This is a genomic window from Parapedobacter luteus (assembly GCF_900168055.1).
GTDB classification, from domain to species: Bacteria; Bacteroidota; Bacteroidia; order Sphingobacteriales; family Sphingobacteriaceae; genus Parapedobacter; species Parapedobacter luteus.
Genome location: NZ_FUYS01000001.1, coordinates 520,329 through 546,470 on the forward strand (window position 1 = coordinate 520,329; position 26,142 = coordinate 546,470).

Here is a 26,142-nt window from a genome sequence, read left to right on the forward strand (position 1 = left end):
TAAGAACCAAACAAATCCTATTACGATTACGTAATAAAGATTAGTAGTTTTTTTGAGTAAATTTAACGGCTCAAGATAGGCCAAGGTTGTGCGCCAATCGCCGCCTTGATAAAGAAGAATATATTAGTAGTATGGAGAATATGTTGAAGAAAGTTTTTTTTGCATTATTTGTTGTAGCCATTGCGGCGTGTGGTTCCAAGCCGCGCGTCAATCTGGAAGCGGAGGCTGGGGCTTTAAAACCTACACCTCAGCACGCGGTGATCGCCAAAGATGTGGTGGGGCTTTTTGAGTCGATAAGCTACAAGAAGGTGCCTTTTAATGATTCGATCTCATCGGTTATCTTCGATAATTTAGTCAAGGCTATGGATCAGGGTAAGAACTACCTTATGCAAGCTGATATTGATGAATTTGAGCAATACCGGAGTACATTGGGGCAAGATTTTCGATCGGGCGATTTGAGTGCGGCATATCATATTTTTAATGTATATATGAAGCGTTACCTCGATCGGCTCGACTATGCGTTGACACAAGTGGATGCGCCGCATGATTTTTCGGTGGATGAGCGATACACATATAATCGCGAAAATGAAGGCTGGTTTGCCTCAGAGGCAGAGGCCAATGATCAGTGGCGGAAGCGGGTGAAGTATGATTTACTTAACCTTCGGCTCAGTGGCAACGGTAGTGATTCTGCCGCCGTGAAACAAAAGGAAACGCTGATCAACCGCTATAAGAATTTGATATCGATGGCAAAAAAGACCGATAACAATGAGGCTTTTCAGGTCATAATGAGCGCGCTGACGAACGCCGTCGATCCTCATACCAGCTATTTTAATCCGTATTTCGCCCAACGATTTAACGAGGAGATGGCCAATACATTTGAAGGTATCGGGGCGAGGCTTACGACGGAAAATGAAGTAGTAAAAGTTGCAGACATCATCGTTGGCGGACCGGTATATAAAGAAAAGGCGCTTCAGATTGACGACCGGATTGTGGGGGTGGCTCAAGGAGAGGACGGTGAGTTTGAGGATATCATCGGCTGGAAACTGGACCATGCGGTTGCCAAAATTAAGGGGCCAAAGGGTACAGTGGTCCGGTTGAAAGTGATTCCGGCAGGGCAGGAACTTACTGCCGAACCTAAGATCGTATCGCTCACGCGCGATCGAGTCGTGATTGAAGACGAGTCTGCCAAACGTGAGATAAAGGAAGTGGTAGGAGACGATGGAAAGACTTATCGGGTGGGAATTATCAGTTTGCCGAAATTCTATATCGATTTCGAGGCCTATCGCCGGAATGATCCCGATTATAAAAGTACGACACGCGATGTGCGGCTGTTGCTCGACACCTTGAAACAGGAAAAGGTAGATGCCGTGGTGATGGATTTGCGGTTCAATGGTGGCGGATCGTTGCAAGAATCCATTGAGCTGACAGGCCTGTTTATCGATAAGGGGCCTGTCGTTCAGGTGCGTGACACGCGCAATCGGGTCGAAGTGAGCAGCGATAGGGAAGAGGGCGTGGCGTGGGATGGCCCACTAGGGGTCATCATCAATCGGTTCAGCGCGTCGGCTTCCGAGATTTTTGCGGCGGCTATACAGGACTACGGCAGGGGAATTGTTTTAGGTTCGCAATCGTACGGTAAGGGGACCGTTCAGTCCGCTATTGACATGAGCCGAGTAATCAGCCCTACCGACCGCATATTGTTGAAGGCGAAGGCGGATGACAGGGAGGGCCTTCCCGTGGGGGCGCCCCAGTTTGGTCAGATTAACATTACCTTGGCAAAATTTTATCGGATTACAGGCAGTAGCACGCAACACAAAGGCGTCGAGCCGGATATCACTTTTCCTTCACTATATTCTGCGGAGAAATATGGAGAGAGTTCAGAGCCAGCTGCCTTACCCTGGGATCAAATTTCTGCGGCTGATTTCGTCCCGATTGCTGACCTGCGGCCGGCAATCACTCAATTAGTCAACAGACACCAGTCGCGCATGGAAGCATCGCCTGCTTATAAATTCCTGTTAGAAGATATCGAATTGATGCAAAAGCAAGAGACAGAAACCAGCGTCACGCTTCAGGAAGATCGGCTGAAAAAGGAACGGGAAGAGGGGCGTTTGAAAAATAAGAGTCGTGCGGATGCACTTCAACAGATGAAAATCAATCTTCCTTTAGGCGGTGGTGCCGCTACGAACGTGGACGAAGGACTTGATTTTATACAAGAAGAAAGCTTAGCCGTAATGGCCGATTACGTGGCATTGGTAAGGCCGTAACAGATAGCACTCCGTGATAATGGAAAAGCCACCTTACGCCACACGAGGTGGCTTTTCCTTTGCCTGAAACGCGCGACAGGCTATGGCAAGTATGTCATTCGCCAATCATCTATTTATAAATCTTTCCCGGTCTGGCAATAATTTGCTATTATTAGCCCCAAAAAAAACATATTATGGCAACAATCACATTTAAAGGGGCTGCAATTCACACTGCAGGAACACTCCCCGCTGTAGGAAGTCAGGCTCCGGACTTTAAACTGACAGCTGGCAATCTTTCCGATAAAACATTGGCAGATTATAACGGCAAAAAGGTAATACTTAACATTTTCCCAAGCATTGATACGGGTACATGTGCAACTTCCGTGAGAAAGTTTAACGAGAAGGCTGCTGGTCTCGATAATACAGTCGTGCTTTGCATTTCTAAAGATTTGCCCTTTGCGCAGGGGCGATTTTGTGCCGCGGAGGGCATCAATAACGTGGAGACGCTTTCTGAATACAAAGATGGTAATTTCTCGGATGCCTATCAATTGCGGATTGTGGATGGCCCATTGGCAGGATTATTGAGTCGCGTCGTAATCGTGATTGACGAGCAAGGCACTGTAAAATATGCTGAACAAGTGCCAGAGATCGCCAATGAACCGGATTACGCCAGCGCGTTGGCTGCCGTTTAAGGCTGCATGGTATAAAGCCGCTGAAGCAGGGCGATTGCCGCCTATAGTCCGCTCAACCACATTGCAGGACATCAGCGATAGGCTTGGTCAAAAAGTCGGATGACCGTGTGCGCAAACAAGGAAAAACGCTTGCAAGAATGCGTTAAATTTCGGTAGTTTGTTTTGTAATTTCTTATCAGTCATTATTTTAGTTTTGTTTGGGTAAAACCGATTGATTGTAGCTGTTTCTCATTTTCACGTAAAAATTTCGATTTCGGAATGAAGTTGGCCGAATTTAAAACCAACGATTCTTGTAGATAGTTATATTTACGGTTTGTTAATGAATTGTCAAATAATTTTTAACCGACTTTTGTACCAATTCAGACGAATAATAAGCCTTGTTACAGGCCGTTTTAGCTAGTTCTTTTGCACGGACAAAATGCGTGTGGGACATAGTCAATAATATTTGTCAGTGTTGGGCGCAAGATGTTATATCAACGAATGAATGTATGAATAGAAGACTACACGAGCGGGTAGCAGCTTTCAAAGATGCACAACTCATTAAGGACAGTGGCCTATACGCTTATTTCCGAGCCATTCAATCCGGCCAAGATACCGAGGTTGTGATTGATGGCCAGAAGGTTCTAATGTTTGGGTCGAACTCTTACCTCGGTCTCACTAACCATCCGAAAATTATTGAAGCCGCAAAAAAAGCAACTGCCAAATACGGAACAGGCTGTGCCGGCTCGCGATTCTTGAATGGTACCCTTGATATTCACGAAGAGCTTGAAAACCACTTGGCCGATTATACCGGTAAGGAGGCCGCATTGTTATTCAGTACCGGATTTCAGGCCAACCTGGGTGCCTTATCTTGCCTGACCGGGCGCAACGATTATATCTTGTTGGACGAGCGCAATCATGCTTCAATCATTGACGGCAGTCGGCTCTCATTTTCCAAAGTCATTAAGTACGCCCACAATGATATGTATGATCTGGAGCGCAAATTGGCTCAGCTGCCGGGTGAAGCGGTCAAGCTGATCGCTACGGACGGCATTTTTAGTATGGAGGGAGATATCGTCAAACTCCCGGAGCTGCAAAAGATTGCGGAGGCCTATGATGCCGCGATAATGGTAGACGATGCACATAGCCTCGGCGTTATCGGCCATCAGGGTGCAGGCACAGCCGATCATTTCGGGTTAACCGCGCATGTCGATGTGATCATGGGCACGTTTAGCAAATCATTGGCTTCCTTGGGTGGGTTTATCGCCAGCGATGCGGATACCATTGAATACTTGAAACACCGGGCACGTTCGCTCATGTTTAGTGCGAGCATGACTCCCGGTGCTGCGGCGAGTACGTTGGCTGCGTTGCAAATTATCCGGTCAGAACCGGAGCATATCGAACGGCTATGGCAAAATACCGATTATGCAAAGAAGTTGCTGGTAGAGCATGGATTTGACCTTGGAAAGACGGAAAGCCCGATTCTGCCGATTTATATCCGAGACAATGAGAAAACGTTTCGGGTAACCAAGCTTCTGCAAGAAAATGGGGTTTTTGTCAACCCGGTGGTTTCGCCAGCTGTACCGCCGCATGAATCGTTAATCCGGTTTTCACTCATGGCGACCCACACGTTCCAGCAAATTGACGAAGCTATTGATAAATTAGTAAAAGCATATTGTTCTTTGAATATTGAGTTAGTAAAGGCGGTGTCATAATGCAGTTGGTGGCAATAAAGCATAAATCACAACTGAAGCAATTTATAGACTATCCGCATAAATTGTACTGTGGTGACCCCAATTATGTACCCGAACTGTACGTAGCGCAGGAAGAGTTGCTATGGCCGGGGAAAAATCCCTTTTATAATCATTCGAGCAGCCAACTATTTTTAGTGGTAGATGGTAAGCAAATCAAAGGGAGGATCGCAGCGATATACAACACCAACCACAATGCGTTCACGGGCAACAAAGACGGGTTCTTCGGTTTTTTTGATTGCGAAGACAACCAAAAGGTGGCAAACATCCTGCTAACGGCTGCAAAAGGTTGGTTGAAGGAAAAGGGCGCAGATCGGCTGATAGGCCCGGTCAATCTTTCAACAAATGACACTTGCGGATTGCTCGTGGAAGGCTTTGACAGTCCGCCCATGGTCATGATGCCATACAACAAGCCGTACTATGAGGCCTTGCTGGTAAACGGTGGTCTGGTCAAGATGACGGATCTGCTGGCCTATATGGTTGAGCGAGATACGGCAAATACGCGGATAGCACGGTTTCTCGATCGCATGGAGGACAGGCTGCGTAGTAAGGGCATTGTTATTCGGCAGATCAACCTGAAGGATTTCAAACGTGAGGCAGCAAAAATCCGTGAGGTATATAATAAAGCCTGGGACAAAAACCTGGGGTTTGTGCCCATGACGACGGAGGAATTTGATCACGCAGCTAAAAGCATGAAGTTGATTTTAGATCCCCGGTTTTGTGTCGTAGCTGAAAAAGATGACCAGGTCATCGGGTTTGCGCTGGGTTTACCCAATATCAATGAAATCCAGATTGGGATAAAAAACGGGCGGCTGTTGCCTACGGGGATTTTTAAATTGTTGTTCCAGAAAAAGAAAATGACATCGCTCCGGGTATTGATGCTGGGTGTACTGGAGGGCTATCGTAAACTGGGCATCGAAGCCTGCTTGTATGGAAAGCTTATCCGCAACGGTGGTGAGACCCCGTATAATCGGGCAGAGTGTTCATGGATGCTTGAACATAACTACCTGATGAATCACGCGATTGAACAAATAAACGGGCGGTTGTATAAACGTTACCGGATTTTCGAAAAGGCACTATGAGCGAACGAATTCTCATAACGGGTGGCAGTGGTTTCTTGGGATACCACCTTATCCATGCTGCAAAGGCCGAAGGGCTTGATGTAGACGCGGGGGTGCGTGCACATAGCCGTACAGACCACCTGCGCGATATGGGAATAGGCCTGATAGATTTGCCTTATGACACGAAGAGCAGCTTATCTGCCCGGTTAGCGGCCGGCCGCTATCGTTATATTGTGCATGCTGCGGCGGTGACCCGTGCCCAATCTCCGGCGGTTTATCAGCAAGTAAATGTGCAGTATGCGCAAAACTTAGCACAGGCGGCCATGGATTCGGGTATCCCATTGGCTTCGTTTGTGTATGTGAGCAGTTTGGCGGCTATTGGTCCGTTGCCTTACCAGCCGGGCTTGCTTATCGACGAAAACACAATACCGCAGCCTGTCACCGCATATGGGCGAAGCAAGCGGGACGCCGAACAACGGTTGAAAGCGATTGATGGTTTACCGCTACGTATTATCCGACCAACGGCGGTTTATGGCCCCCGGGAGCGGGACTTACTTATGCTCTTCAGGGCCGTAGCGAAGGGAGTAGACGCCTACATCGGCAAAGCGCCACAACTGTTAAGCTTCGTCTATGCCACTGACTTGGCAAAGGTCATCATCAAGGCAGCCCTTTTCGGGACCGGAGACAAAGCGGTCCGGGAGTATAACATTTCCGACGGGCGGATTTACGGACGCTATGACTTGGCCGATATGCTTGCATGTATTTTCTGCAAGAAGCCGCTGCGGATACACTTGCCGACCGGTATGGTGCGCATGATAGCCGAGGGGATGGCGCTTGCCTATCGCAGGTCGGCAACCACGCCGGTGATTTATCCGGAGCGCATACTGGAACTGACAGCACCCAACTGGGGGTGCGATATCAGCCGGGCCAGTCGGGAGCTGGATTATAGGCCGGCATATGACCTTGAAAAAGGATTACACGAAACGATTGCTTGGTATAAAGCGCAGCAATGGTTATAGCTATACAGATTTCAAACGTAACAAAAATGGAAAATCAAGTAAAAAAAGCAGAAGGTAAGCTCGGTATATTAATCCCAGGGCTTGGTGCCGTGGCATCTACCCTGATCGCAGGCGTGGCTGCTATTAATAAGGGGCTTTCAAAGCCAATAGGGTCGGTTTCACAGATGTCGACCATCCGGCTTGGTAAGCGTACGGAAAACCGTAATCCATTAATCAAGGACTTTGTGCCTTTAGCCAAGCTTTCCGACTTGGTCTTCGGCGGTTGGGACATCTACGAGGACAACGTCTATGAGGCGGCCTCCAAGGCCAAGGTCTTGGAGCAGTCGCAACTGGATCAGGTGCGGGAGACGCTGGAAGCCATCCAACCCATGAAGGCCGTATTTGACCGCGACTACGTCAAAAACTTAGATGGCGCCCACGTAAAACAGGGGACACGCCGCGAATTGGCCGATGCCGTAATCGAAGATATCAAATCCTTCAAGGAAGCCAATGGCTGCGACCGGGTTGTGGTCTTGTGGTGCGGTTCCACCGAAAAATACATCGAAGACTTCGAAGGTGTTGATGTATATGCCAGTCTGGTCAATTTCGAGAAAGGCCTTGACGAAGACGACAAACGAATATCCCCCAGCATGATCTATGCTTACGCAGCCATCAAGTCTGGTGTTCCCTTCGTTAATGGAGCGCCGCACTTGGCGTGCGATATCCCGGCATTGGTTGAACTGGCCATCATGGCGCAGGTAGCCATTGCGGGTAAGGACTTCAAGACAGGTCAGACATTGATGAAGACCATTGTCGCTCCTGGGCTGCAAGCACGTGCCCTCGGAGTGTCCGGATGGTTCTCGACGAATATTTTAGGCAACCGTGACGGTCTGGTGCTAGACAATCCGGAAAATTTCCGGAGCAAGGAGGTGACCAAAACTGGGGTGCTTGAAGATATCTTGGACGCCAAAAAGAGTCCCGATTTGTACAAAGATCTTTATCATAAAATCCGCATCAACTATTATCCGCCACATGGAGACAACAAGGAAAGCTGGGATAACATCGATATTTTTGGCTGGCTGGGTTATAAAATGCAGATAAAAATCAATTTCCTTTGTCGCGATTCGATATTGGCAGCTCCAGTGGCACTTGATCTGGCACTGTTCATTGATTTGGCGCAGCGCGCCGGCCTGTTCGGAATCCAGGAATGGCTCTCGTTTTACCTTAAATCACCGCAGACGGCTCCCGGGTTGCCGCCTGAAAACGACATTTTCAAACAACAGATTAAGTTCCAAAATACGTTGCGGCACATTATGGGTGAAGATTTGATTACCCATTTGGGGCTCGACTATTATCAGGAATTGGTAGAAAGTATGATTTAGTTCTTTTGGTATGGCGCGTCGCACGATGCGCCATACCTTGAAAGACTGTTTGGCAGGTACCATCTGTTCTATTGGATGGTTAATCCTTGCCGATGGATGCCTTGTTCCGCCGATTTTTGGGGCGGGGCTGCTCTTGGCGTCACTGTATGAAATAGCATGACAACATTTATTAGAAGAAGATTTTGTAGTAAGCTGGCGGTTACGTTGCTGATGGGCGCGATATTGCTCATTACCGCCGCTTACGGCCAGGTTACTACAATATCAGGCGTGATTACCGATAAAGTGACCAAGGAAACGCTTCCTTATGTGTCCGTTTCGGTAGTGGGAGGGCTGGTAGGCACGGGGACGTCCGCAAATGAAGACGGACGGTACGAAATCAAGCTCCCCCAAGGATATACGAAACTGCGTTTCAGTTATATCGGATATTTGCCGGTCGATGTCGACGTTACGTCGCGCGAAGATCAAACAATCAACGTGGCGCTGGATGTCGACCCAACGATGATGGAGGAGGTTGTGGTCGTCGGAAAGCGTGGACGGTATCGAAACCGCGATAACCCGGCCGTGCAGCTGATCCGCAAGGTGATCGAAAATAAAGCCGAGAACCGCATGGAGGCACAGGATTATGTGCAGTATGAACAATATGAAAAAATATCGCTCGCATTGAGTAATCTTTCGGATAAATTCCGCAATAGACGGATTTTCCGGAATTATCAGTTCCTTTTTGAAGAGCAGGACACAACGGCAATTGGCGGGAAAAACATGCTTCCGGCTTATATGCATGAGAAAATTTCACAGGTATATTTTCGTAGAAGCCCATATAAAAAGAAGCAATACGTGACCGCCGAAAAGCGTGCGGAGTTTGATGAAAAATTTATCGATAACGAGGGCCTCAACGATTACTTCAACAGGCTGTACGAAGACATCGATATTTATGACAATAATATTTCGCTGGCAACCAATCTTTTTTTGAGCCCGACAGCCGGTACATCCCCTACGTTCTATAAATTTTTCATCACGGATACCATCAAGACGGAAGAGCCGTGGCTAGTGGAGCTGAGCTTCGTACCCCGCAACCGCACAGATATGTTGTTTTCGGGGAGGCTGTACATTACCCACGACGGCAAATATGCCGTGAAACGTGCAGAGCTGACAGTGAGTGACGAAATAAACCTCAACTTCGTACGTGGTATGGAGGCGACGCTGATATACGAGCCGGACGGACAGGGGCGGTATTATCTGGACCGGAGCGAGCTCGGCATGGAATTTTCCCTGACCAACCGGGGCGGCGGCGTATATGGGAAACGTACCGTTGATTACGCCGATTACCGAGTGGGCTTGGTTCAGCCGGATAGCATGTATACCGGACCGACCGAAGAAATTGCTTATGAAGAAGGAAAGCGATTTGAAGAGGACTTCTGGATTGCCGCCCGGCATATGCCTTTGGAAAACAGGGAACTGAACATCTATAAGAATGTTGATACCCTGCAGACCATCCCTTCTTTCAGAAGGTTTATGGATATTACTACACTCTTGTTGGCGGGTTATAAGTCGTTTGGCCCGGTAGAGGTGGGGCCTGTGAATACGTTCTATAGTTTCAACCCGGTAGAAGGATTCCGGCTGAGGATAGGCGGCCGTACAACGACCGATTTAAGCAAGCGGTTTTACGCCGAGACTTACGCCGCTTACGGTTTCAGGGACGAAAAATGGAAGTATTTCCTCAGTGGTACGTATTCCTTTAACAACAAGTCGATTTACCACTTTCCGCAGCATTACCTGCGGGCGAGTTATCAGAAGGACACGAAAATCCCCGGTCAGGAGCTCCAGTTTGTCCAAGAGGACAACTTTCTCTTGTCCTTCAAACGAGGAGATAATCACCGGTGGCTGTACAACGACATTTATCGCCTGGAATACCAGCATGAGCTGAATAATCACTTTTCCTATGGCGTTGAGTTTACCAAGTGGCGGCAGTTGCCGGCCGGTATTCTGTCTTATCAGCATGTGGATGGAACAGGCAACCTGGTGAATCATCCCGAGTTGAACACCACAGAGGTGACGGTAAGGCTGCGGTATGCGCCGTACGAGCAGTTTTATCAAAGCAAACTGTATCGGATACCTATTGAAAACAAGTACCCTATCTTTTCGCTGAATTATACCGCGGGCATCAAAGGATTCCTTGACGGCGAATATGATTATCACAAGGTGACCGGAGGGATCTTTAAACGTGTTTATCTATCGCAGTTGGGTTACGCAGATGTCAATGTGGAAGGTACCTATATCGTTGGTGATGGTTTGCCATTCCCCGTGCTCACGATACATCGTGCAAACCAAACATACGCCTATCAGCTCAATTCGTACAACTTAATGAATTTTCTTGAGTTTGTGAGCGACCATCATGCCGCATTGAATGTGCAGTATTACATGAATGGCTTTCTTTTCAACAAGATTCCGCTGTTAAAGCGGTTAAAATTACGGGAAGTATTTAGCTTCAAAGGAATTTGGGGAGGATTGCGTGACGAAAACAACCCGGCGTACAATACCAATATATTCCGTTTTCAGCAAAACGAAGACGGTATTCCGATTTCGTACACCTTGCATCGGGAGCCGTATATCGAAGCCAGTGCCGGCGTAGCCAATATTTTTAAGCTATTCAGGGTCGATTTGGTGAAGCGCTTTACCTACCTCAACAACCCGGATGTACCCGAATGGGGCGTGCGTGCACGGTTTAAGCTTGATTTTTAACAAGTATACGAAGGATGGAGTATGCGATTATAGCCGCGGGAGAGGGATCCCGATTGAAGTCTGAAGGATGGCAGCTACCGAAACCAATGGTTCCCATCGGTGGGGTGCCCTTGATTGATCGGCTTATCGGTCAGTTTACATCGGTGGGAGCAGCGTCTGTTCACGTCATTATCAACGAAGAGTCCCCGGTGTTATCCCGCCATCTTCAACAGACGGACTTTAACGTTCCGGTACATGTGATGCAAAAAAGTACCCCCAGTTCGTTGCATAGCTTTTATGAATTGCTGCATCACTATCCCTACATCCGGGAGTGTTGCTTGGCGACGACAGATACGGTGTTTCAGGGCAATGAGTTTGAACGCTATATCAATGCATTCCAGCAGGACAGTTCGTTGGATGCCTTAATGGCCGTAACGGCCTATATCGACGACGAAAGCCCGCTGTATGTCATGACGGATGAGTCGCAACGCATTATTTCGTTTTCCGACACACCGTCGCCGGGGCAGCTTTATGCTTCCGGAGGGATATACTGCTTGCGGCAGCAAGCGCTTGACGTCGTCAAATCGGTGATCGCTACAGGTACATCGCGGATGCGCAATTTCCAAAGGGCACTTATTGACCAGGGTCTGGCGGTGTCCGCGTTCCCGTTTAGGAAGATCATCGATGTGGATCATGTGGCCGATATTGGCAAAGCGGAAGCATTTATTTTAACGGATTGATTTTTATTTATTCATTATTGTTATTCATGTCAAAACCCCATATTATCGGTATTAAACGCGATAACCTTTTTTCGCCCAATCATATTGGCAACGATCGTTTTATTTTTGAATTGGTGGTTAACCAATTGCTGGACCACGATTTTGATGTATCGGTATGTAGCGAGCGGGCGTATTGCGAAGAAAAGAAGCGGGAGACGGTTGGTATCTTCTCCATGGGACGGAATAAAGATCTGGTTGCCTGTCTGAAAGCGGATGAGTTGCGTGGTCTAAAGGTTTATAATTCGGCTTTCGGGGTCGAGCGTTGTTACCGGACCAATATGGTCAATGGTCTGATACAAGGCGGAATCCCTTACCCACGGAGCTTTTTCTTGTCTACCAAGGAACCTATTGGCCACATCTATGATGAGATGGGAAGCCAGGGTGTATGGATCAAACGGGGGGATTTCCATGCGATTCACAAAGAAGATGTGTCGTTTGTGGCTTCGCGGGAAGAAGCCGAACACATTGTCGGCGAATATGCCTTACGGGGTATTGCCAGTGTAGTGGTTTCCGAGCACTTGCCGGGAGATTTGGTTAAATTCTATGGGGTGCGGGGCACGGACTTTTTTTATTGGTTTTACCCTTATGATCACAACCATCATAAATATGAGTTGTATGCAGAAATCAATGGCAAGTCTTCATACTATCCATTTGATGAGGCATTGTTGAAGCAAACTGCAACAAAGTCTGCTGAAAACCTGGGTGTGCATATTTACGGTGGCGATGCCATTATCGGCAGGGACGGAACGTTTCATGTGATCGACCTTAATGACTGGCCAAGTTTTGCCCCCTGTCGCGAAGAAGCGGCCCAAGCTATCACAAGCCTGCTGGTGGCAGCGTATACCGCTGACGAAATCAAAGTAAGACAATAATGGAAGATACATTGGCAGATAGTAAAAACGGAGAAGTGGCAAAGCCAGATAGGTTCGAGGCCTCACTGAAGTCTAACGATACCGAAGAGCGGATCGATATCTGGTTTTATCGGCCCATTGGGCTGCGTATTGCAACGGTGTGTGCAAAACTTGGGATTACTCCCAATGCGGTGACCATTACCAGCATCTTCTTTGGCGTGGCTGCGGGCGTATTGTTTTATTATCCCGTCTTGTGGATCAATGCCATAGGGATGTTTTTGCTCATGTTCGCTAATTCTCTTGACAGTGCCGATGGGCAATTGGCCCGGCTTACGAACAACAAAAGCCGGTTTGGGCGTATCTTGGACGGTTTTGCCGGTGATTTCTGGTTTGCAGCCATCCACATCGCATTGTGCTTGCGGCTGATGGACACAGGTTGGTCGGCTTGGGTTTGGGTGCCGGGGGTGTTGGCTGGCGTATCGCACGTTTTCCAATCGGCCATGGCCGACTATTATCGGAATGTGCACCTCTATTTCATCAAGGGCAAAGCGGGTAGTGAACTGGACAATAGTGCGGACTTGCAGCGGGAATATGATAGGCTGAGCTGGTCCCGGCATTTCTTTGACAAGTTTGTGTTGAACGGTTACTTAGGCTATACCCGAATGCAGGAGCGATTGTCGCCGAATTTGCAACGGCTGCTGAACGAAGTGAAGGCTCGTTTCAAGGATGATTTGCCGACCGGTTTGATAACGGCATTCCGCGCAATGAATAAGCCTCTGATGAAATACACCAATATCGTACAGTTCAATACACGCGTGATCTTTCTTTTCCTATGGCTGTTTATCGATCAGGTTTGGTTGTATTTTGTGTTTGATATCTTTGTGCTCAATCCCATCCTCGTCTACATGTGCCGCCGTCAGGAAAAAGTAAGTAAGCATTTTTATCATCAGCTGAGTCAATAGGGTAATAAAAATATGAACTCCAAACTGTATAAAATGATATTCCTGCTCATCGGCTTAGCCACGATGGGTTACATGGTCTATCAGCTGGGCGTTGGGGTGATTTGGGAAAACATTCGGAAGACCGGTGTATGGTTTATCCCGATTATAGGCAGCTGGCTTGTCATCTACATCATGAACGCGCTGGGATTCCGGGCCATCATCTTAGAACGTGGTAAGCCGGACACACAGTTGCCGTTCCTGCGCATCCTGCGGCTTACGATTAGTGGTTATGCAATCAATTACGTTACACCATTTGTGGCGCTGGGCGGCGAGCCTTACCGCATGATGGAATTGAAGCCAGCACTCGGAGCGGCCAAAGCATCTTCATCCGTATTGTTATACAGCCTTATGCATATGTTTTCGCATATTGTCTTTTGGCTGCTTTCCATCCTGCTCATCATTTTTCTTTTACCTTGGAATGCGCTGCTGATAAGTTGCAGTGTGGTTATCCTTATGATCGGCGGCGGCTTGTGTATCGGGTTTTCGAAGGTATACAAAAAAGGTTTTACCATGAGTATCCTCCGCCAATTGGGGCGGTGGCCGTTGATTGGCCAGCGAGTTAACCGGTTTGCGATAGGACAGGCGAGCGTATTGCAGGAAATCGACCGGCATATTATCACGTTATATAGCCAACGCCGGGCGAGCTTCTACCGATCACTGGCTTGGGAGTTTGCGGCGCGGATAGTCGGCTGCGCAGAGATTTATTTTACGGCCAAGGCTATCGGATTGGGCATGAGCATGGGAGAAGCGTTAGTCGTCAGTTCTGCTTCGTCGCTGTTTGCCAATGTGCTGTTCTTTTTCCCGATGCAACTGGGCACCCGGGAGGGTGGGCTGGCCTTGGCACTGCAGGCTGTCGGGATGGCGGGGAGTGCCGGTATTTTTATCGGCATTGTCACTCGCATTCGCGAAATCATCTGGATATTCATCGGGTTGGCACTTATGGGGCCTACCAAAAAAATGAGTAAAGTGCCCGCACTGGCGTTGGCCGACAACAGTATAAACGAAAAATAGTATGATAAAAGGGTTGCTTTTCGACTACGGAGGGACGTTGGATACCAACGGGCGGCATTGGGCTGCCGTCATTTGGGAGGCGTATCAGACGCATCATGTCGGTATCGATAGGCGTTTGTTTTCAAAGGCCTACGTGTACGGCGAACGCATGCTTGCGATAAATCCGATTATCAAACCGGAACATACGTTCTTGGACGTCATATCACTTAAACTGGAACAGCAATTTGATTACCTGGAAGCTAATGGAGCGGTTGTAGAGCGGGGCCGCATTCCGGATATCGCATTAATGTGTGAAGATATAGCGCGCAATACGGTGCATCTGGCCGAATTAATACTCAATAAGCTGCGGGGATCTTATCGCATGGTCATCGTATCCAATTTTTACGGAAACCTTAAGACGGTGTTGGCTGATTTCGGTATCCTGCATTTCTTTGATAATGTCGTCGAATCCGCAGTGGTGGGCGTACGGAAACCCGACGCCCAGATTTATCGGTTGGGCGTTGATGCCCTCGGCTATGCACCAACGGAATGCCTCGCGATAGGCGACTCTTACGAGAAGGACATGATTCCTGCAAAGCGGGCGGGATGCAGGACCGTTTGGCTGAATGTAGAAGGATGGGAAGAGTCGGGTCTTGACGAATATCAGATTGTGGATGCTGAAATCAATGATCTCGCCAAATTGCTTAGTGCTTTAGACCAAATGAACGGCAATGGAAAAACTGCATAACGATATCTGCTGTATCGGCCATGCTACAGTCGATCGGGTGATTACACCGGAGAGTGTACATGTGATGCCAGGCGGAACGGCGTATTACTTTTCTTCGGCTTTGAAGACGTTTGACGTGTCGTTGTCTGTAGCAACATCATTTGCCCAAGACGATAGTGATGTGTTTGATGAATATGATTTTAAAGGCGAAGGGTGGGTCATTGCGCGTGGGCGGTACTCCCATTTTTTCGAAAACGAATACAGCGCTAATCGCGACTACCGGAAGCAGCGGGTGCTGAGCCAGGGCGATCCGTTGCGACTTGACGATATATCGGCAATAACGGCCTCTTGGTATCATTTTGGTCCCCTGCTCGCTGGTGATATATCCGATGATTTGGTGCGTTGGGCGGCCAAGCAGGGTAAGGTATCGTTGGACGTCCAGGGCTGTATCCGCCGGGTAGAGGGGGTGCAGGTCGTGCATGAACGATGGGAACACGCAGACACGATTTTACCCTTGGTAACCACGCTGAAGGCAAATTATGAAGAAGCGCGATTGCTCACCGGCGCAAAACGTATCAAGGATTGCATCAGATACCTGGAAAAGTTTGGTATCGAGGAGATTATCATTACCTTAGGTAGCAATGGTGCCATTGTCCATACCAAAGGGCAAAGCCATTTTATTCCTGCCTTTTTTGTGCGTTCGCCGCTGGATACTACCGGTTGCGGCGACACGTTCATGGCGGGTTACCTCTATAGCAAACTAAAAGGAGCAAATTGTTGTGAGGCCGGGCGGTTTGCCGCGGCCATGGCCGCGTTGAAAACGCATCGGCACGGCCCCTTCGTGGGATCTCCGGCCGACGTGCAGGCTTGGTGCAACGAAGTAGGTTCCATCATTGACTAGCGAAGTATGCTGTTGATTAAGAAATATATAGTTTGGTTGGCTTTCATCGTGCTGCCATATTGCGCGTGGGCTGGCCCTATGCCTGCAGCAAGCACCGCAGATACCACCATATTCCCTGTACCCGAAGGGATCGATAACCTGATGTTTTATATCCAACGCGATCCCAATGCTAATACCGTTTGCTATACACTGAATACAGACAGCCAGGGAAAGCTGGATAAAAGTAAGCCGTTGGACATTTTTTGGATGCGGTACGCGGATGACGGCAGGCGGCAGGACTTAAATTATATCCAGCGGGTGTTTGCCTATGGGATAAAGGTAAAAAAAGTGACAGCAAATGAAATTGAATTCAGGTCAGTTGCCTACGATAAGTTGCCCTTATATCTGCGCAAAGGGCCGTCGGGATATCATGTGCAGACACGCATAGCCGGCGAAATGTGCGTGCTGAAACGTATTTATGTACGTATCGACGGCGGCAGCTTATTCAGCCCCAACGTGCTGTACGTGCAGATAGAAGGCGTCAATCGTCAGGGTAAGGCCAAGGTCGAACAAATAAAACCATGAAGCTATGGCAAAGCGGAATTTTGTTTCAAACAGTACGGAGTCAACCCGGATGTTCAAAAATGATTTCCTGGAGTCGTTGACCAAAGTGCATTTTAGTGTGCCCTTGTTTATTTACATTCCTGTGATGGTGTACTTTTCATGGCGAGCACTGGCATTGGAAAATATGCCGATAGGGCATTTCATCGGTTATTTCCTGCTGGGGCTTGCTGTGTGGACCATTTCGGAGTATTTGCTCCATCGTTTTGTCTTCCATTTCGAACCGAGAGGCAAATTTATGGAGCGCGTCCATTTTATTTTCCATGGTGTACATCACGACTACCCCAAAGACAGGCTGCGGCTGGTCATGCCGCCGTCAGCGAGTATTCCGATGGCGATCATCATTTATTTCCTGTTCAGGCTGTTTTTTAGTGGCTATGTGATGAACGCCTTCTTCCCTGGCTTCATCCTGGGCTATCTTTTCTATGATATGACCCATTATGCTATCCATCATGCGAACTTCAAGGGCGGCATCTGGAAAAAGATAAAACAGCACCACATGTTGCATCACTATTCGGACCCGGAAAAGGGCTTCGGTGTAAGTTCATCGTTTTGGGATAGTATTTTTGGTACAGGTTTCAAACAGAAAGGGGCGGATGATGAGTGATGCTGCATTGGCGAAGAAGGCCGGGACGGACCACTGGCTGAATGACTGCTTCCAGGATATCCGTCATTATATCGTTGATAGTATCCGCAAATATGACATTGCGGTAGCTACCTTTGACCATAATAAGCAATCGCCTTACCTCAAGGAGGCTATTTATTCGCTTGAAACACGCTCGGACATTTTTTGCGTTGCGCTTCTTTTGGAAGGCGAGACAACTTTGCAAATCGATTTGGAACAATTTACATTCCGCGAAAACGACGTGATCATTGCCTTGCCGGATGCTTCTAAGTCCGTTACGCACATCAAAAGCACGGCAGTCATCCAATTGGTAGCGTTTAGTGCTGATCTGCCCATCAAGCTAAATATTCCGGAGTACTTTTTTGACTATATCCAGTATTACTTTACGTCCGAATTTAAGCCCATGTGGAGCCTCTCCAAGGAGGAGGCTACTCACCTCAAGCACGTCATTGATAGCTTAGCATATTACCTGAACCGTGTCGAAGAACGGACCTTTGGCAGGGATCTCCTGATGGGAATGTTCAGCGTATTCATGTACGAACTCGGCGCGTTGGCCACGACCTATGCCGAGCCATTGCCCCATACTTCCTCACGTAAAAAGCAACTATTTCTAAGTTTCTACCGATTGGCGAAAAAGTACTTTAGGCAACACCGGGATCTCACCTACTATGCGGATAGGCTCTTTGTGACACCGAAGTACTTGTCTGAAGTGGTAAAGGAATTGGGAGGCGCGACGGCCACCAAGGTGATTGAAACGTTTGTTATCAATGAAGCCAAGATCCTGTTGGCCACGCCGTCGTTAACCATTGCGCAGGTGTCGGATATGCTGAATTTCAGTGATCAGTCTTTTTTTGGAAAGTACTTTAAAAGGATGGTAGGGATATCGCCCAAGGCCTATCGTGAAAGTAGGGGGACGTTGGAAGGCGCGCCATAGGGTACGCTGTATGTGATCACACGGTTGAGAAGCTGCGCATCCGAAAACCTGCGCAGCTGCCGTCCCGCAAACAAAAGCACCTACGAAGAAACACTGTCGCGTAGCAACTCCTTTAATATGCAGGCGGCTATACGTACATTAAAAGAATTTACCTAAGTTTGGTAGAAAAAATGCGGCATGGACTACAACGCAGTTTTAACGGATGCTGACCATTGGGTGAAGGCATATATGGCCAAGCAGGAGGGCCATGGCTATTGTTTTCATAACCTTGCGCATACCGAGGACGTCGTGAAGGCGGCGACGGTGATGGCTGATCACTATCGCCTTTCAGCGCGCGATCGGTTTGTCGTATTAATCGCTGCTTATTTTCATGACTTGGGGTATTTTAGCGGCGGCGCGACTGAACATGAGAAGCGTGGTGCGGAGCTAGCCGCCGATTTTTTAACTAACTATGGCGTAGAGCAGCCAATTATTGAGGCCGTGAAAGATTGCATCTATGCGACCCGTTTGCCCCAAAGGCCCAAAAATCTATTGGAGGAGATTGTCAGTGATGCGGATCTATTCCATTTAGGTGGTGATAATTTCCGCGAGCGGAACGATTTGATGCTAAAAGAACGGACTGGCGATGGGTGTTTAGAACAAGACTGGTGTGGCCAAACATTGTCGTTGATGGAAAGCCACAAGTACCACACCACTTACGCCCAACAACGCCTAAACGAAAAAAAGCAAAAGAATATCGAATTTCTAAAAGAACAACAGGCAGCGGAGGCGTCGGTGTTGCCAGCCATGGCTGTTGCAAAAGACGGTGGAAAAAAGAAAAAGAAGCAGCAAAACAATCGGCCCGACCGTGGGATCGAAACAATGTTTCGGGTGACATCGACAAATAACCAGCGGCTCAGCGATATGGCCGATAACAAGGCTAATATTCTGCTGACCGTCAATTCGATTATCCTTTCGGTGGTGATAGCGCTGCTGGTGAGGAAACTCGAAGACGCCGAACACCTCGCTGCCCCGACATTCGTGTTGCTCTTGGTTAGCTTGTCGACCATTGTGGTAGCCATATTGGCCACACGGCCCAAAATTCCGGGAGGCATGTTCAGTCAAGATGATGTCGATAAAAAAGCGGTCAATCTACTTTTCTTCGGTAATTTTTATAAAATGGGCCTTGATGAATACGCGTCAGGAATGAAGAAAGTTATGGAAGATCGCGATTTTTTATATGGGACGCTTACGAGGGATGTATATTCACAAGGGGTTGTGCTGGGAAGGAAATACCGTTTGTTGCGGCTGGCGTATAATATTTTTATGTACGGAATGATTATTTCGGTGCTGACGTTTCTGTTGGCCAGTGTCGCACATGACGTCCTTGATATGTATTGGATGACCCGATGATACCTAAATACATCCACCGAGATTTGAGTTGGCTGCGATTCAATGGTCGCGTACTGGATGAAGCAGCCCGCGCGTACGTACCCCTGTTGGAACGACTGAAATTTGTCGGCATCTTTTCTTCCAATTTGGATGAATTTTATCGGGTACGGATGCCTGTGCTGGCTGCACTGAAAAAATTAGGTAAGCAACAGCTGCATCCGGCCACGATATCAGCAGACACAACGGCAGTGAAGGAGGCAAAACGGGTGATCCGCCTGCAGCAGCAATGGTTTGGTCAATTGCTGCAGCATCAAATCTTGCCGAAACTCGCTACCGAAGGCGTTAAGCTATGGTATAACGAGCCAATACCAACGGTGATGGTATCACAGGCGAGGCACTATTTTTTTTCAACGATCGCGACGTTTTTGGAAGTAAATCGCCTAAACGAAGATCCGGACTTCTTTCCGTTGAATAACCGCCTGTATTTGGCCGTGTTCATTAAAGAGGAAGTAAACATGGTCATCGTTAGTATTCCTTCGCATCGGATTCCAAGGTTTTACACCGTACAACGGGAAGGTGTTCACCACGTGCTGTTTATCGATGACATCATCAAGCAGGAGATCCCCCGGCTATTTGGGCGCGAACGTGTCGAAGGCATATACAGTTTCAAAATCACCCGTGATGCCGACATTCCGCTCGATGATGGCTTTGGTGATGATGTGGTCGAACGGATTGAACGTCAAATTCGAAAGCGGGATTTTGGGTTGGCCACACGCCTGTTGTACCAACCCGATATCCCAAAAGCATGTCTTTCCAGATTGATGAAGGCGTTTTCGTTAAAGAAAGTAAATAAGACGAAGGGAGGTCCATACCATAACCTGAAGGACTTGATGGACTTTCCGATTAAACTGCCGCGCCTGATGTATCCGGCGCGGTCGCCTGCCCAGGTGGTGCCAACGGACAACCGGACATTACACGAAGAGATCAGCGGCCGTGATATTTTAATCAGCACACCCTATGAGTCTTTTGACCCTATTGTACGGTTTTTCAATGAAGCAGCAATCGATGCAGATGTGCTCGAAATCAAAACGACGATTTATCGAGTCGCCGCTGATTCACGGATATTGCACGCCTTGATCACGGCAGCAAGAAATGGGAAAGCCGTAACAGTCTTTGTTGAACTAAAGGCCCGGTTTGACGAAGAAAACAATATCAAATGGGCCAGGCGGTTGCAGGACGCGGGGATTAATATGATTTATAGTATACCGGGCCTGAAGGTACATGCCAAGGTCGCGCTGATTAAAAAAAGTACCGGAAAGCCGTATTTCTTGGGATTGCTGGCTACCGGTAACCTGAACGAAAATACCGCCAAGGTTTATGCCGATCATTTTTTGCTAACCGGGAATCAAGCTCTACTGGCCGAACTTAACCAACTGTTCAACTTCCTGGAAATGCGTCAAATGCCACGTAAAGAAGATGTCGACGCGTCGAAATTCGGACACCTGCTTGTCGCCAGGTTCAATCTTAAGAGCGGATTCATGCGCCTTATCGATGCGGAGATTGATCAGGCAATCCGTGGATTTCCCGCTTCGATAATCATCAAATTGAACAATCTGGAAGAAGAGGAATTAATTGACAAATTGTATGAAGCCAGCCAGGCGGGAGTAACCGTTACGCTGATCATCCGGGGGATCTGCCGATTGAGGCCCGGGGTACATGGACTCAGCGAACGGATTACTGTACGGCGTATTGTAGGGCGATACCTGGAACATGCCCGCATTTTTATATTTAACAATGGTGGACGGGCGCTCGTATACTTAGGATCTGCCGATTGGATGAACCGAAGCATGCAGAGCCGGATAGAGGTTTGTTTTCCGGTATACGATGAGGAGGTCAAACACGTCATCAAGCAAGTTGTCGATTTTCAATGCGCGGATAATGCCTCGGCTGTCGTGCTGGATGAAAACGGGATAAATAGACTACCTGCTACGCCTAATCTACTGCAAGCGCAGCTGGCAACGGAAGATTTTTTTTGTGGCAAAACCGTAGAAACCCATGAGTGAACGACATTTATTAATGGCATTGCTGGTCATAGGCGTCAGTTGTGGCCAAGCCCGACGTGCCGATTACGCAAATAATCCAACCGGGTACGATTTGGGTAATCCCGAGGTCTTTGAACTCACGAAGGCGCTCGATGAGATATCGGGTATTTCATTTAAGGAAGGCGATCCAGATACGATTTATGCACAGCAAGACGAAGATGGCGAGCTGTTTTATTTCACATGGGGCGACCAAAAGCCCAAGCGGACGAAATTTGGTAAACCAGGTGATTACGAGGATATCGCCGTGCTTCATGAAAAAGTGGTTATTTTGCGCAGCGATGGCAGCCTCTATCGCTTCTCGTTAGCCGAAAAACATAGAACGGAGCTGACTTCCGAGGAGTGGAAGACACCGTTTCCGGCTGGTGAGTATGAAAGCTTAGCCGCCACTCCTCATGATAGCCTGTTATATGTACTTTGCAAAAACTGCAAGGAAGATAAAAAGCGATTGGCTGCAACAGGCTATGCCTTTCGGTTTGGGCAGGATGGTGCATTGAGCCAGCGATTTACATTCGCTATCCACTTCGATCAGATTGAGCAGCTGGTGCCGCTAAAGGGAAAATCCTTTCAGCCGTCTGCCATGGCTTGGAACCCGTTTACGCGCCAATGGTTTGTCATCGCGTCCATTAATAAACTGCTTGTCATACTGGATGAGCAATGGCATGTAACAAGCGCTCACCGCTTGGATCCAAAAATATATACGCAGCCGGAAGGAATAGCCTTCGATGCAAACCGCAATCTGTATATCAGCAACGAAAAGGGAAAGAAAGGGAATCGGGCAACTATTTTTAAGTTTCAGTTCAGCTCATGATGGTACAAAAATGGTTGATAGTTGTTTTTTCTGTCGTGTTGTTCTCCGCTTCGGGATTCACGCAGGATATTTCACGTCGTATCATCTTTATCGGCGATGCCGGTGAGATCAATCATGAGCAAGAGGCGGTTGTGTTGCGGGCTGCGGATTTGATAGTGCCGGGAAAAACAACAGCTGTATTTTTGGGGGATAATATTTATCCCCGTGGCATGGGGTTGCCAGGCAGCGAAGACGCTGCCAAGGCCCAGGATATACTGCGGTCGCAGTTTGCACCCATGCGGGCAAAGGGGGCGCCGACGTATTTCATTCCCGGTAACCATGATTGGGATAGGATGGGGAAGCACGGGCTCGCGAAAATTAGGGCGCAGGGCCAATTCTTGGCTAGCCAACACGATTCATTGTTGAAGCTACTGCCACCAAATGGTTGTCCCGACCCACAGGTGATCGATCTTTCGGATAGCTTGGCGATTATTACCTTTGATAGCGAATGGTGGTTATTCCCTTATGAACGTTACAGTGGTGATGCGGATTGTGAGTGCGAAACCGAGGCACAGGTAACGGAAAAATTGCAGGAACTGTTTTACGACAACCAGGATAAGACGATTTTCTTGGCCATCCACCATCCGTTGCGTTCTTATGGCGTGCACGGGGGATATTATTCGTGGAAAGATCATCTTTTTCCCCTGACCTTACTGAATAAAGGGCTATACATTCCTTTGCCGGGTGTCGGTTCGTTGTACCCGTTATTGCGCAGGACGGTGCTGTTGAATCCGGAGGACATCCCTCATCCCCGTTACCAGGCGTTGATTGACGCGGTCACCGCAGTGACGGCACAATACGCCAATGTCATCCATGTCGCTGGCCATGATCACGGGTTGCAGTTTATTAAAGACGGAGATTTTTACCAGGTCGTGAGCGGAGCCGGCGCAAAAGATTCCTTCACCAAGCGGGGTGCACACGCGCTATTCGCACACCCTGCACAGGGGTTTGTGGTGATCGACTACCTGACAGACCGAAGCAGCCAAGTGACCTACTATACGTATGCCGATGATGCGGTGAACGAGGTATACAGCTACCGCATACCGCGCAGGACCATCTTGCCGTTTGTCGATCAAGCGGGCGATCCTGCCCAGGGCAAAGATAGCGTGACCGTGCAAGCAAACGTCAAGTATGACCAGGTTAGCACATTCCACCGTATGTTGTTCGGCGAAAATTATCGGAAAGAGTGGGCGGCAGAGGCCGAGGTACCTGTGCTTCGGCTGTCAGCACTGCATGGAGGCCTGAGGCCTGTCAAACGCGGTGGGGGTATGCAGACGGTGTCCCTCCGCCTGGTAGACTCCACGGGTAAAGAATGGGTGTTGCGCTCAGTCAACAAGCAGGCCGATGCATTGCTTCCTGAAGCACTGCACCATACGGTCGCCCATGACTTTTTGGACGACGCAAATAGTGCGCAACATCCTTACTCAGCCCTGATTTTTCCTCCATTGGCAGATGCGGCCCGTGTACCGCATACGCACCCAATAATCGGCTTGGTCGCGCCCGATACGCTGCTTGGCCATTATAACGAAATATTTGCAAATACATTGTGCTTACTCGAAGAACGCGAGCCGTTGGGCGATTCGGATAACACCGTGAAAATGGTACGGCGCGTGAATAACGACAATGATGACGTCTATAAAGCAAAGACCTTCCTGCGTGCCCGCATGTTGGATTTGTTGGTCAATGACTGGGACCGTCATGGCGACCAATGGCGTTGGGTCGACGAGAATAAAGGAAAAAAGGGAGCCGATCGTGATTATTTGGGGGTCCCCCGCGACCGAGACCAAGCGCTACGCAAAATGGAGGGACTATTGCCCACCATCGTGTCCATGCCTTTTGCCCTGCCGCTTATCCAAGGCTTCACCCCGGAAATCCGGCGGGTAAATTACAGCTTGCGCAAGTCCGATTTTTTGAACGCTCATCCCAAAAATCAGTTCACATACGAGGAGTGGATGGCCGAGGTGGATGATTTTGTGAGGGCGATGACGGACAGCGTGCTGGAAGCGGGCGTTAGGCAGTTGCCTAAATCGGTTTATGACTTGCGCCATGACGAACTCCTGCAAATACTAAAAGCGCGGCGTGATGCACTGCCAACCGCAATGGATCGGTACTACCAATTTATCAATCGCATCGTGGACGTCAAATTGAGTAATAAGCACGAACAAGTACACATTGAAGATGCTCCGGGGCAATCCTTGCAGGTGACGGTACGGAAGATCAACAAAGAAGGGGAAGTAAAGCGCAAATTGATGGAGAAAGTATATCCGCCAGAATTTACCAAAGAAATCCGGGTGTACTTGGCCGCGGGAGACGACAGCGTGCAGGTAGCAATCAAAGAATCGCCTATTGCCGTCCGCTTGATTGGTGGCGTGGGCAATAAATTCTATGATATTCGGTCTGCAAAGCGGAAGGTGCCGATCTACGACCAGGGGACACATTCGTCGTTCTCACCGTCATCGATGCACTACACGGCGCATTACAGCACAGACAGTATGCATACTGCATTCATACCGGTAAATTTGTACAACGTGTGGGCGCCGCTGCTCAGCGCGGGATACAACGCAGATGATGGGTTGCTGGTGGGGGCGGGATTTAAGTATACCCATCAACGGGGCTTCAGGAAAGAACCGTTCAACCACACACAGCAATTTCTATTGTCCGGCGCTTTTGCCACCGGGGCACTCCGCGTGCACTACCGAGGGCATTGGAAAACGATAGTCGGCAAAGCCGATGCTGTGATAGAAGCACACGCACTCATTCCGCAGACCCAGAATTATTTCGGCTTAGGCAATGCATCGGAATACGATAGGGACGAGCGCGACATGCGGTATTACCGGACTCGTTTTGAGTTGTACACATTGGAACCGCATTTACAGTGGAATCCGAACGCGACCACGACATTTGCCATCGGACCAAGCCTGCAATGGTACCGGTTTGCGGCTGGCGGAAACGAAGGCCGCCTGATTGTGCAGCCAGGAGCCGTGCATACTTACGACAGCCTCGTTGTTCAGGAAGACAAAGGGCATGTAGGGCTTTCGGCTAATTTCATGAAAGATAACCGCAACAGTAAACTACGACCGAGCAGGGGCGGCTTTTTTCAGGTCAAGGTGGGCGCTTATGGCGGCGTCAATGACCACGCAAAATCCTATATGCAGGCGAATGCCGAGATGGCCGTTTATGCCGGTATGGCACAGGACGCGGTGGTCATTTCAAACCGGATAGGTGGGGGGATGACGTTCGGTAACCCCGCATTTTACCAATCACAGTTTTTAGGTGGCCAAGGAAATTTGCGGGGGTTTCGTCAATACCGCTTCGCTGGAGACCATAGCTTGTTCAATAATTTGGAGTTGCGGGCGCGGGTAGCTTATGTCGGCAATTATATTCTTCCGGGCGAATTGGGCATGATGGCGTTTTATGACATCGGTAAAGTATGGTCTGATGCAAGACAAAGTGACCGTATTCACCAGGGAACCGGAGGCGGGCTGTATTACATTGCTGCAAATATAGCAGTTTTACAAGTTGTGGTAGGCCATTCGAGGGAAGGTTGGTACCCTTATTTCGGTATAGGCTTTAGGTTTTAAAAACCGTTATTG

Annotated in this window: 20 protein-coding genes; all 20 read left to right on the forward strand. The window is 48.6% G+C overall.

The annotated features are described in order from the left end of the window. The first annotated feature begins 140 nt into the window (after nt 1–140). On the forward strand, nt 141–2,261 hold the full coding sequence (locus B5X72_RS02125) for a carboxy terminal-processing peptidase (RefSeq protein WP_079715396.1): 2,121 nt from the start codon (nt 141–143) through the stop codon (nt 2,259–2,261). 173 nt (nt 2,262–2,434) lie between these two features. Beyond that, the gene (tpx, locus tag B5X72_RS02130) at nt 2,435–2,932 is read left to right on the forward strand and encodes a thiol peroxidase (protein WP_079715173.1); all 498 of its coding nucleotides are present in this window, start codon (nt 2,435–2,437) and stop codon (nt 2,930–2,932) included. Between the two features lie 488 nt (nt 2,933–3,420). Beyond that, nucleotides 3,421–4,626 carry a serine palmitoyltransferase gene (spt, locus tag B5X72_RS02135; RefSeq protein WP_079715174.1) on the forward strand — a complete coding sequence of 402 codons (1,206 nt, stop codon included), beginning with the start codon at nt 3,421–3,423 and terminating at the stop codon, nt 4,624–4,626. Next, nucleotides 4,626–5,744 carry a GNAT family N-acetyltransferase gene (locus tag B5X72_RS02140; RefSeq protein ID WP_079715175.1) on the forward strand — a complete coding sequence of 373 codons (1,119 nt, stop codon included), beginning with the start codon at nt 4,626–4,628 and terminating at the stop codon, nt 5,742–5,744. The genes spt and B5X72_RS02140 overlap by 1 nt, the downstream gene beginning before the upstream one ends. After that, nucleotides 5,741–6,742, forward strand: a complete 1,002-nt coding sequence (locus B5X72_RS02145; RefSeq protein WP_079715176.1) for an NAD-dependent epimerase/dehydratase family protein — start codon at nt 5,741–5,743, stop codon at nt 6,740–6,742. Before B5X72_RS02140 ends, B5X72_RS02145 begins: the two co-directional genes overlap by 4 nt. Before the next feature lie 26 nt (nt 6,743–6,768). Further along, nucleotides 6,769–8,103, forward strand: coding sequence for an inositol-3-phosphate synthase (locus B5X72_RS02150; protein ID WP_079715397.1), 1,335 nt, complete (start codon nt 6,769–6,771; stop codon nt 8,101–8,103). 156 nt (nt 8,104–8,259) lie between these two features. Then, a complete protein-coding gene (locus B5X72_RS02155) occupies nt 8,260–10,842 on the forward strand; it encodes a DUF5686 family protein (protein ID WP_079715177.1) in 2,583 nt (860 codons plus the stop codon). 14 nt (nt 10,843–10,856) lie between these two features. Continuing rightward, entirely contained in the window at nt 10,857–11,561 is a 705-nt protein-coding gene (locus tag B5X72_RS02160; RefSeq protein ID WP_079715178.1) for a nucleotidyltransferase family protein, read from the forward strand. A gap of 26 nt (nt 11,562–11,587) precedes the next feature. Continuing rightward, a complete protein-coding gene (locus B5X72_RS02165; protein ID WP_079715179.1) occupies nt 11,588–12,472 on the forward strand; it encodes an ATP-grasp domain-containing protein in 885 nt (294 codons plus the stop codon). Then, nucleotides 12,472–13,413 carry a CDP-alcohol phosphatidyltransferase family protein gene (locus B5X72_RS02170; RefSeq protein WP_079715180.1) on the forward strand — a complete coding sequence of 314 codons (942 nt, stop codon included), beginning with the start codon at nt 12,472–12,474 and terminating at the stop codon, nt 13,411–13,413. The genes B5X72_RS02165 and B5X72_RS02170 overlap by 1 nt, the downstream gene beginning before the upstream one ends. A 12-nt stretch (nt 13,414–13,425) precedes the next feature. Further along, nucleotides 13,426–14,463, forward strand: coding sequence for a lysylphosphatidylglycerol synthase transmembrane domain-containing protein (locus tag B5X72_RS02175; protein ID WP_079715181.1), 1,038 nt, complete (start codon nt 13,426–13,428; stop codon nt 14,461–14,463). 1 nt (nt 14,464) lies between these two features. Continuing rightward, on the forward strand, nt 14,465–15,190 hold the full coding sequence (locus B5X72_RS02180; protein WP_079715182.1) for an HAD family hydrolase: 726 nt from the start codon (nt 14,465–14,467) through the stop codon (nt 15,188–15,190). Then, complete coding sequence (locus B5X72_RS02185; RefSeq protein ID WP_079715183.1) at nt 15,174–16,070, forward strand: PfkB family carbohydrate kinase; 897 nt, start codon at nt 15,174–15,176, stop codon at nt 16,068–16,070. Before B5X72_RS02180 ends, B5X72_RS02185 begins: the two co-directional genes overlap by 17 nt. A 78-nt stretch (nt 16,071–16,148) precedes the next feature. Further along, nucleotides 16,149–16,634: a DUF4833 domain-containing protein gene (locus tag B5X72_RS02190; protein WP_176146063.1), complete on the forward strand. Its 486-nt coding sequence runs from the start codon at nt 16,149–16,151 to the stop codon at nt 16,632–16,634. A gap of 4 nt (nt 16,635–16,638) precedes the next feature. After that, on the forward strand, nt 16,639–17,277 hold the full coding sequence (locus B5X72_RS02195) for a sterol desaturase family protein (RefSeq protein ID WP_233632565.1): 639 nt from the start codon (nt 16,639–16,641) through the stop codon (nt 17,275–17,277). Next, on the forward strand, nt 17,267–18,229 hold the full coding sequence (locus tag B5X72_RS02200; protein WP_079715186.1) for a helix-turn-helix domain-containing protein: 963 nt from the start codon (nt 17,267–17,269) through the stop codon (nt 18,227–18,229). The genes B5X72_RS02195 and B5X72_RS02200 overlap by 11 nt, the downstream gene beginning before the upstream one ends. Before the next feature lie 177 nt (nt 18,230–18,406). Further along, nucleotides 18,407–19,621, forward strand: coding sequence for a Pycsar system effector family protein (locus B5X72_RS02205; protein WP_079715187.1), 1,215 nt, complete (start codon nt 18,407–18,409; stop codon nt 19,619–19,621). Next, on the forward strand, nt 19,618–21,663 hold the full coding sequence (ppk1, locus tag B5X72_RS02210) for a polyphosphate kinase 1 (RefSeq protein ID WP_079715188.1): 2,046 nt from the start codon (nt 19,618–19,620) through the stop codon (nt 21,661–21,663). The genes B5X72_RS02205 and ppk1 overlap by 4 nt, the downstream gene beginning before the upstream one ends. Beyond that, nucleotides 21,656–22,510: a hypothetical protein gene (locus B5X72_RS02215; protein WP_079715189.1), complete on the forward strand. Its 855-nt coding sequence runs from the start codon at nt 21,656–21,658 to the stop codon at nt 22,508–22,510. Before ppk1 ends, B5X72_RS02215 begins: the two co-directional genes overlap by 8 nt. Continuing rightward, entirely contained in the window at nt 22,507–26,130 is a 3,624-nt protein-coding gene (locus B5X72_RS02220) for a BamA/TamA family outer membrane protein (protein ID WP_079715190.1), read from the forward strand. The genes B5X72_RS02215 and B5X72_RS02220 overlap by 4 nt, the downstream gene beginning before the upstream one ends. Nucleotides 26,131–26,142: the final 12 nt, after the last annotated feature.

Coding starts and splice junctions, on each gene's coding strand:
- B5X72_RS02125 (WP_079715396.1), top strand. CDS start 141: ATGTTGAAGAAAGTTTTTTTTGCATTATTTGTTGTAGCCATTGCGGCG.
- tpx (WP_079715173.1), top strand. CDS start 2,435: ATGGCAACAATCACATTTAAAGGGGCTGCAATTCACACTGCAGGAACA.
- spt (WP_079715174.1), top strand. CDS start 3,421: ATGAATAGAAGACTACACGAGCGGGTAGCAGCTTTCAAAGATGCACAA.
- B5X72_RS02140 (WP_079715175.1), top strand. CDS start 4,626: ATGCAGTTGGTGGCAATAAAGCATAAATCACAACTGAAGCAATTTATA.
- B5X72_RS02145 (WP_079715176.1), top strand. CDS start 5,741: ATGAGCGAACGAATTCTCATAACGGGTGGCAGTGGTTTCTTGGGATAC.
- B5X72_RS02150 (WP_079715397.1), top strand. CDS start 6,769: ATGGAAAATCAAGTAAAAAAAGCAGAAGGTAAGCTCGGTATATTAATC.
- B5X72_RS02155 (WP_079715177.1), top strand. CDS start 8,260: ATGACAACATTTATTAGAAGAAGATTTTGTAGTAAGCTGGCGGTTACG.
- B5X72_RS02160 (WP_079715178.1), top strand. CDS start 10,857: ATGGAGTATGCGATTATAGCCGCGGGAGAGGGATCCCGATTGAAGTCT.
- B5X72_RS02165 (WP_079715179.1), top strand. CDS start 11,588: ATGTCAAAACCCCATATTATCGGTATTAAACGCGATAACCTTTTTTCG.
- B5X72_RS02170 (WP_079715180.1), top strand. CDS start 12,472: ATGGAAGATACATTGGCAGATAGTAAAAACGGAGAAGTGGCAAAGCCA.
- B5X72_RS02175 (WP_079715181.1), top strand. CDS start 13,426: ATGAACTCCAAACTGTATAAAATGATATTCCTGCTCATCGGCTTAGCC.
- B5X72_RS02180 (WP_079715182.1), top strand. CDS start 14,465: ATGATAAAAGGGTTGCTTTTCGACTACGGAGGGACGTTGGATACCAAC.
- B5X72_RS02185 (WP_079715183.1), top strand. CDS start 15,174: ATGGAAAAACTGCATAACGATATCTGCTGTATCGGCCATGCTACAGTC.
- B5X72_RS02190 (WP_176146063.1), top strand. CDS start 16,149: ATGCCTGCAGCAAGCACCGCAGATACCACCATATTCCCTGTACCCGAA.
- B5X72_RS02195 (WP_233632565.1), top strand. CDS start 16,639: ATGGCAAAGCGGAATTTTGTTTCAAACAGTACGGAGTCAACCCGGATG.
- B5X72_RS02200 (WP_079715186.1), top strand. CDS start 17,267: ATGATGAGTGATGCTGCATTGGCGAAGAAGGCCGGGACGGACCACTGG.
- B5X72_RS02205 (WP_079715187.1), top strand. CDS start 18,407: ATGGACTACAACGCAGTTTTAACGGATGCTGACCATTGGGTGAAGGCA.
- ppk1 (WP_079715188.1), top strand. CDS start 19,618: ATGATACCTAAATACATCCACCGAGATTTGAGTTGGCTGCGATTCAAT.
- B5X72_RS02215 (WP_079715189.1), top strand. CDS start 21,656: ATGAGTGAACGACATTTATTAATGGCATTGCTGGTCATAGGCGTCAGT.
- B5X72_RS02220 (WP_079715190.1), top strand. CDS start 22,507: ATGATGGTACAAAAATGGTTGATAGTTGTTTTTTCTGTCGTGTTGTTC.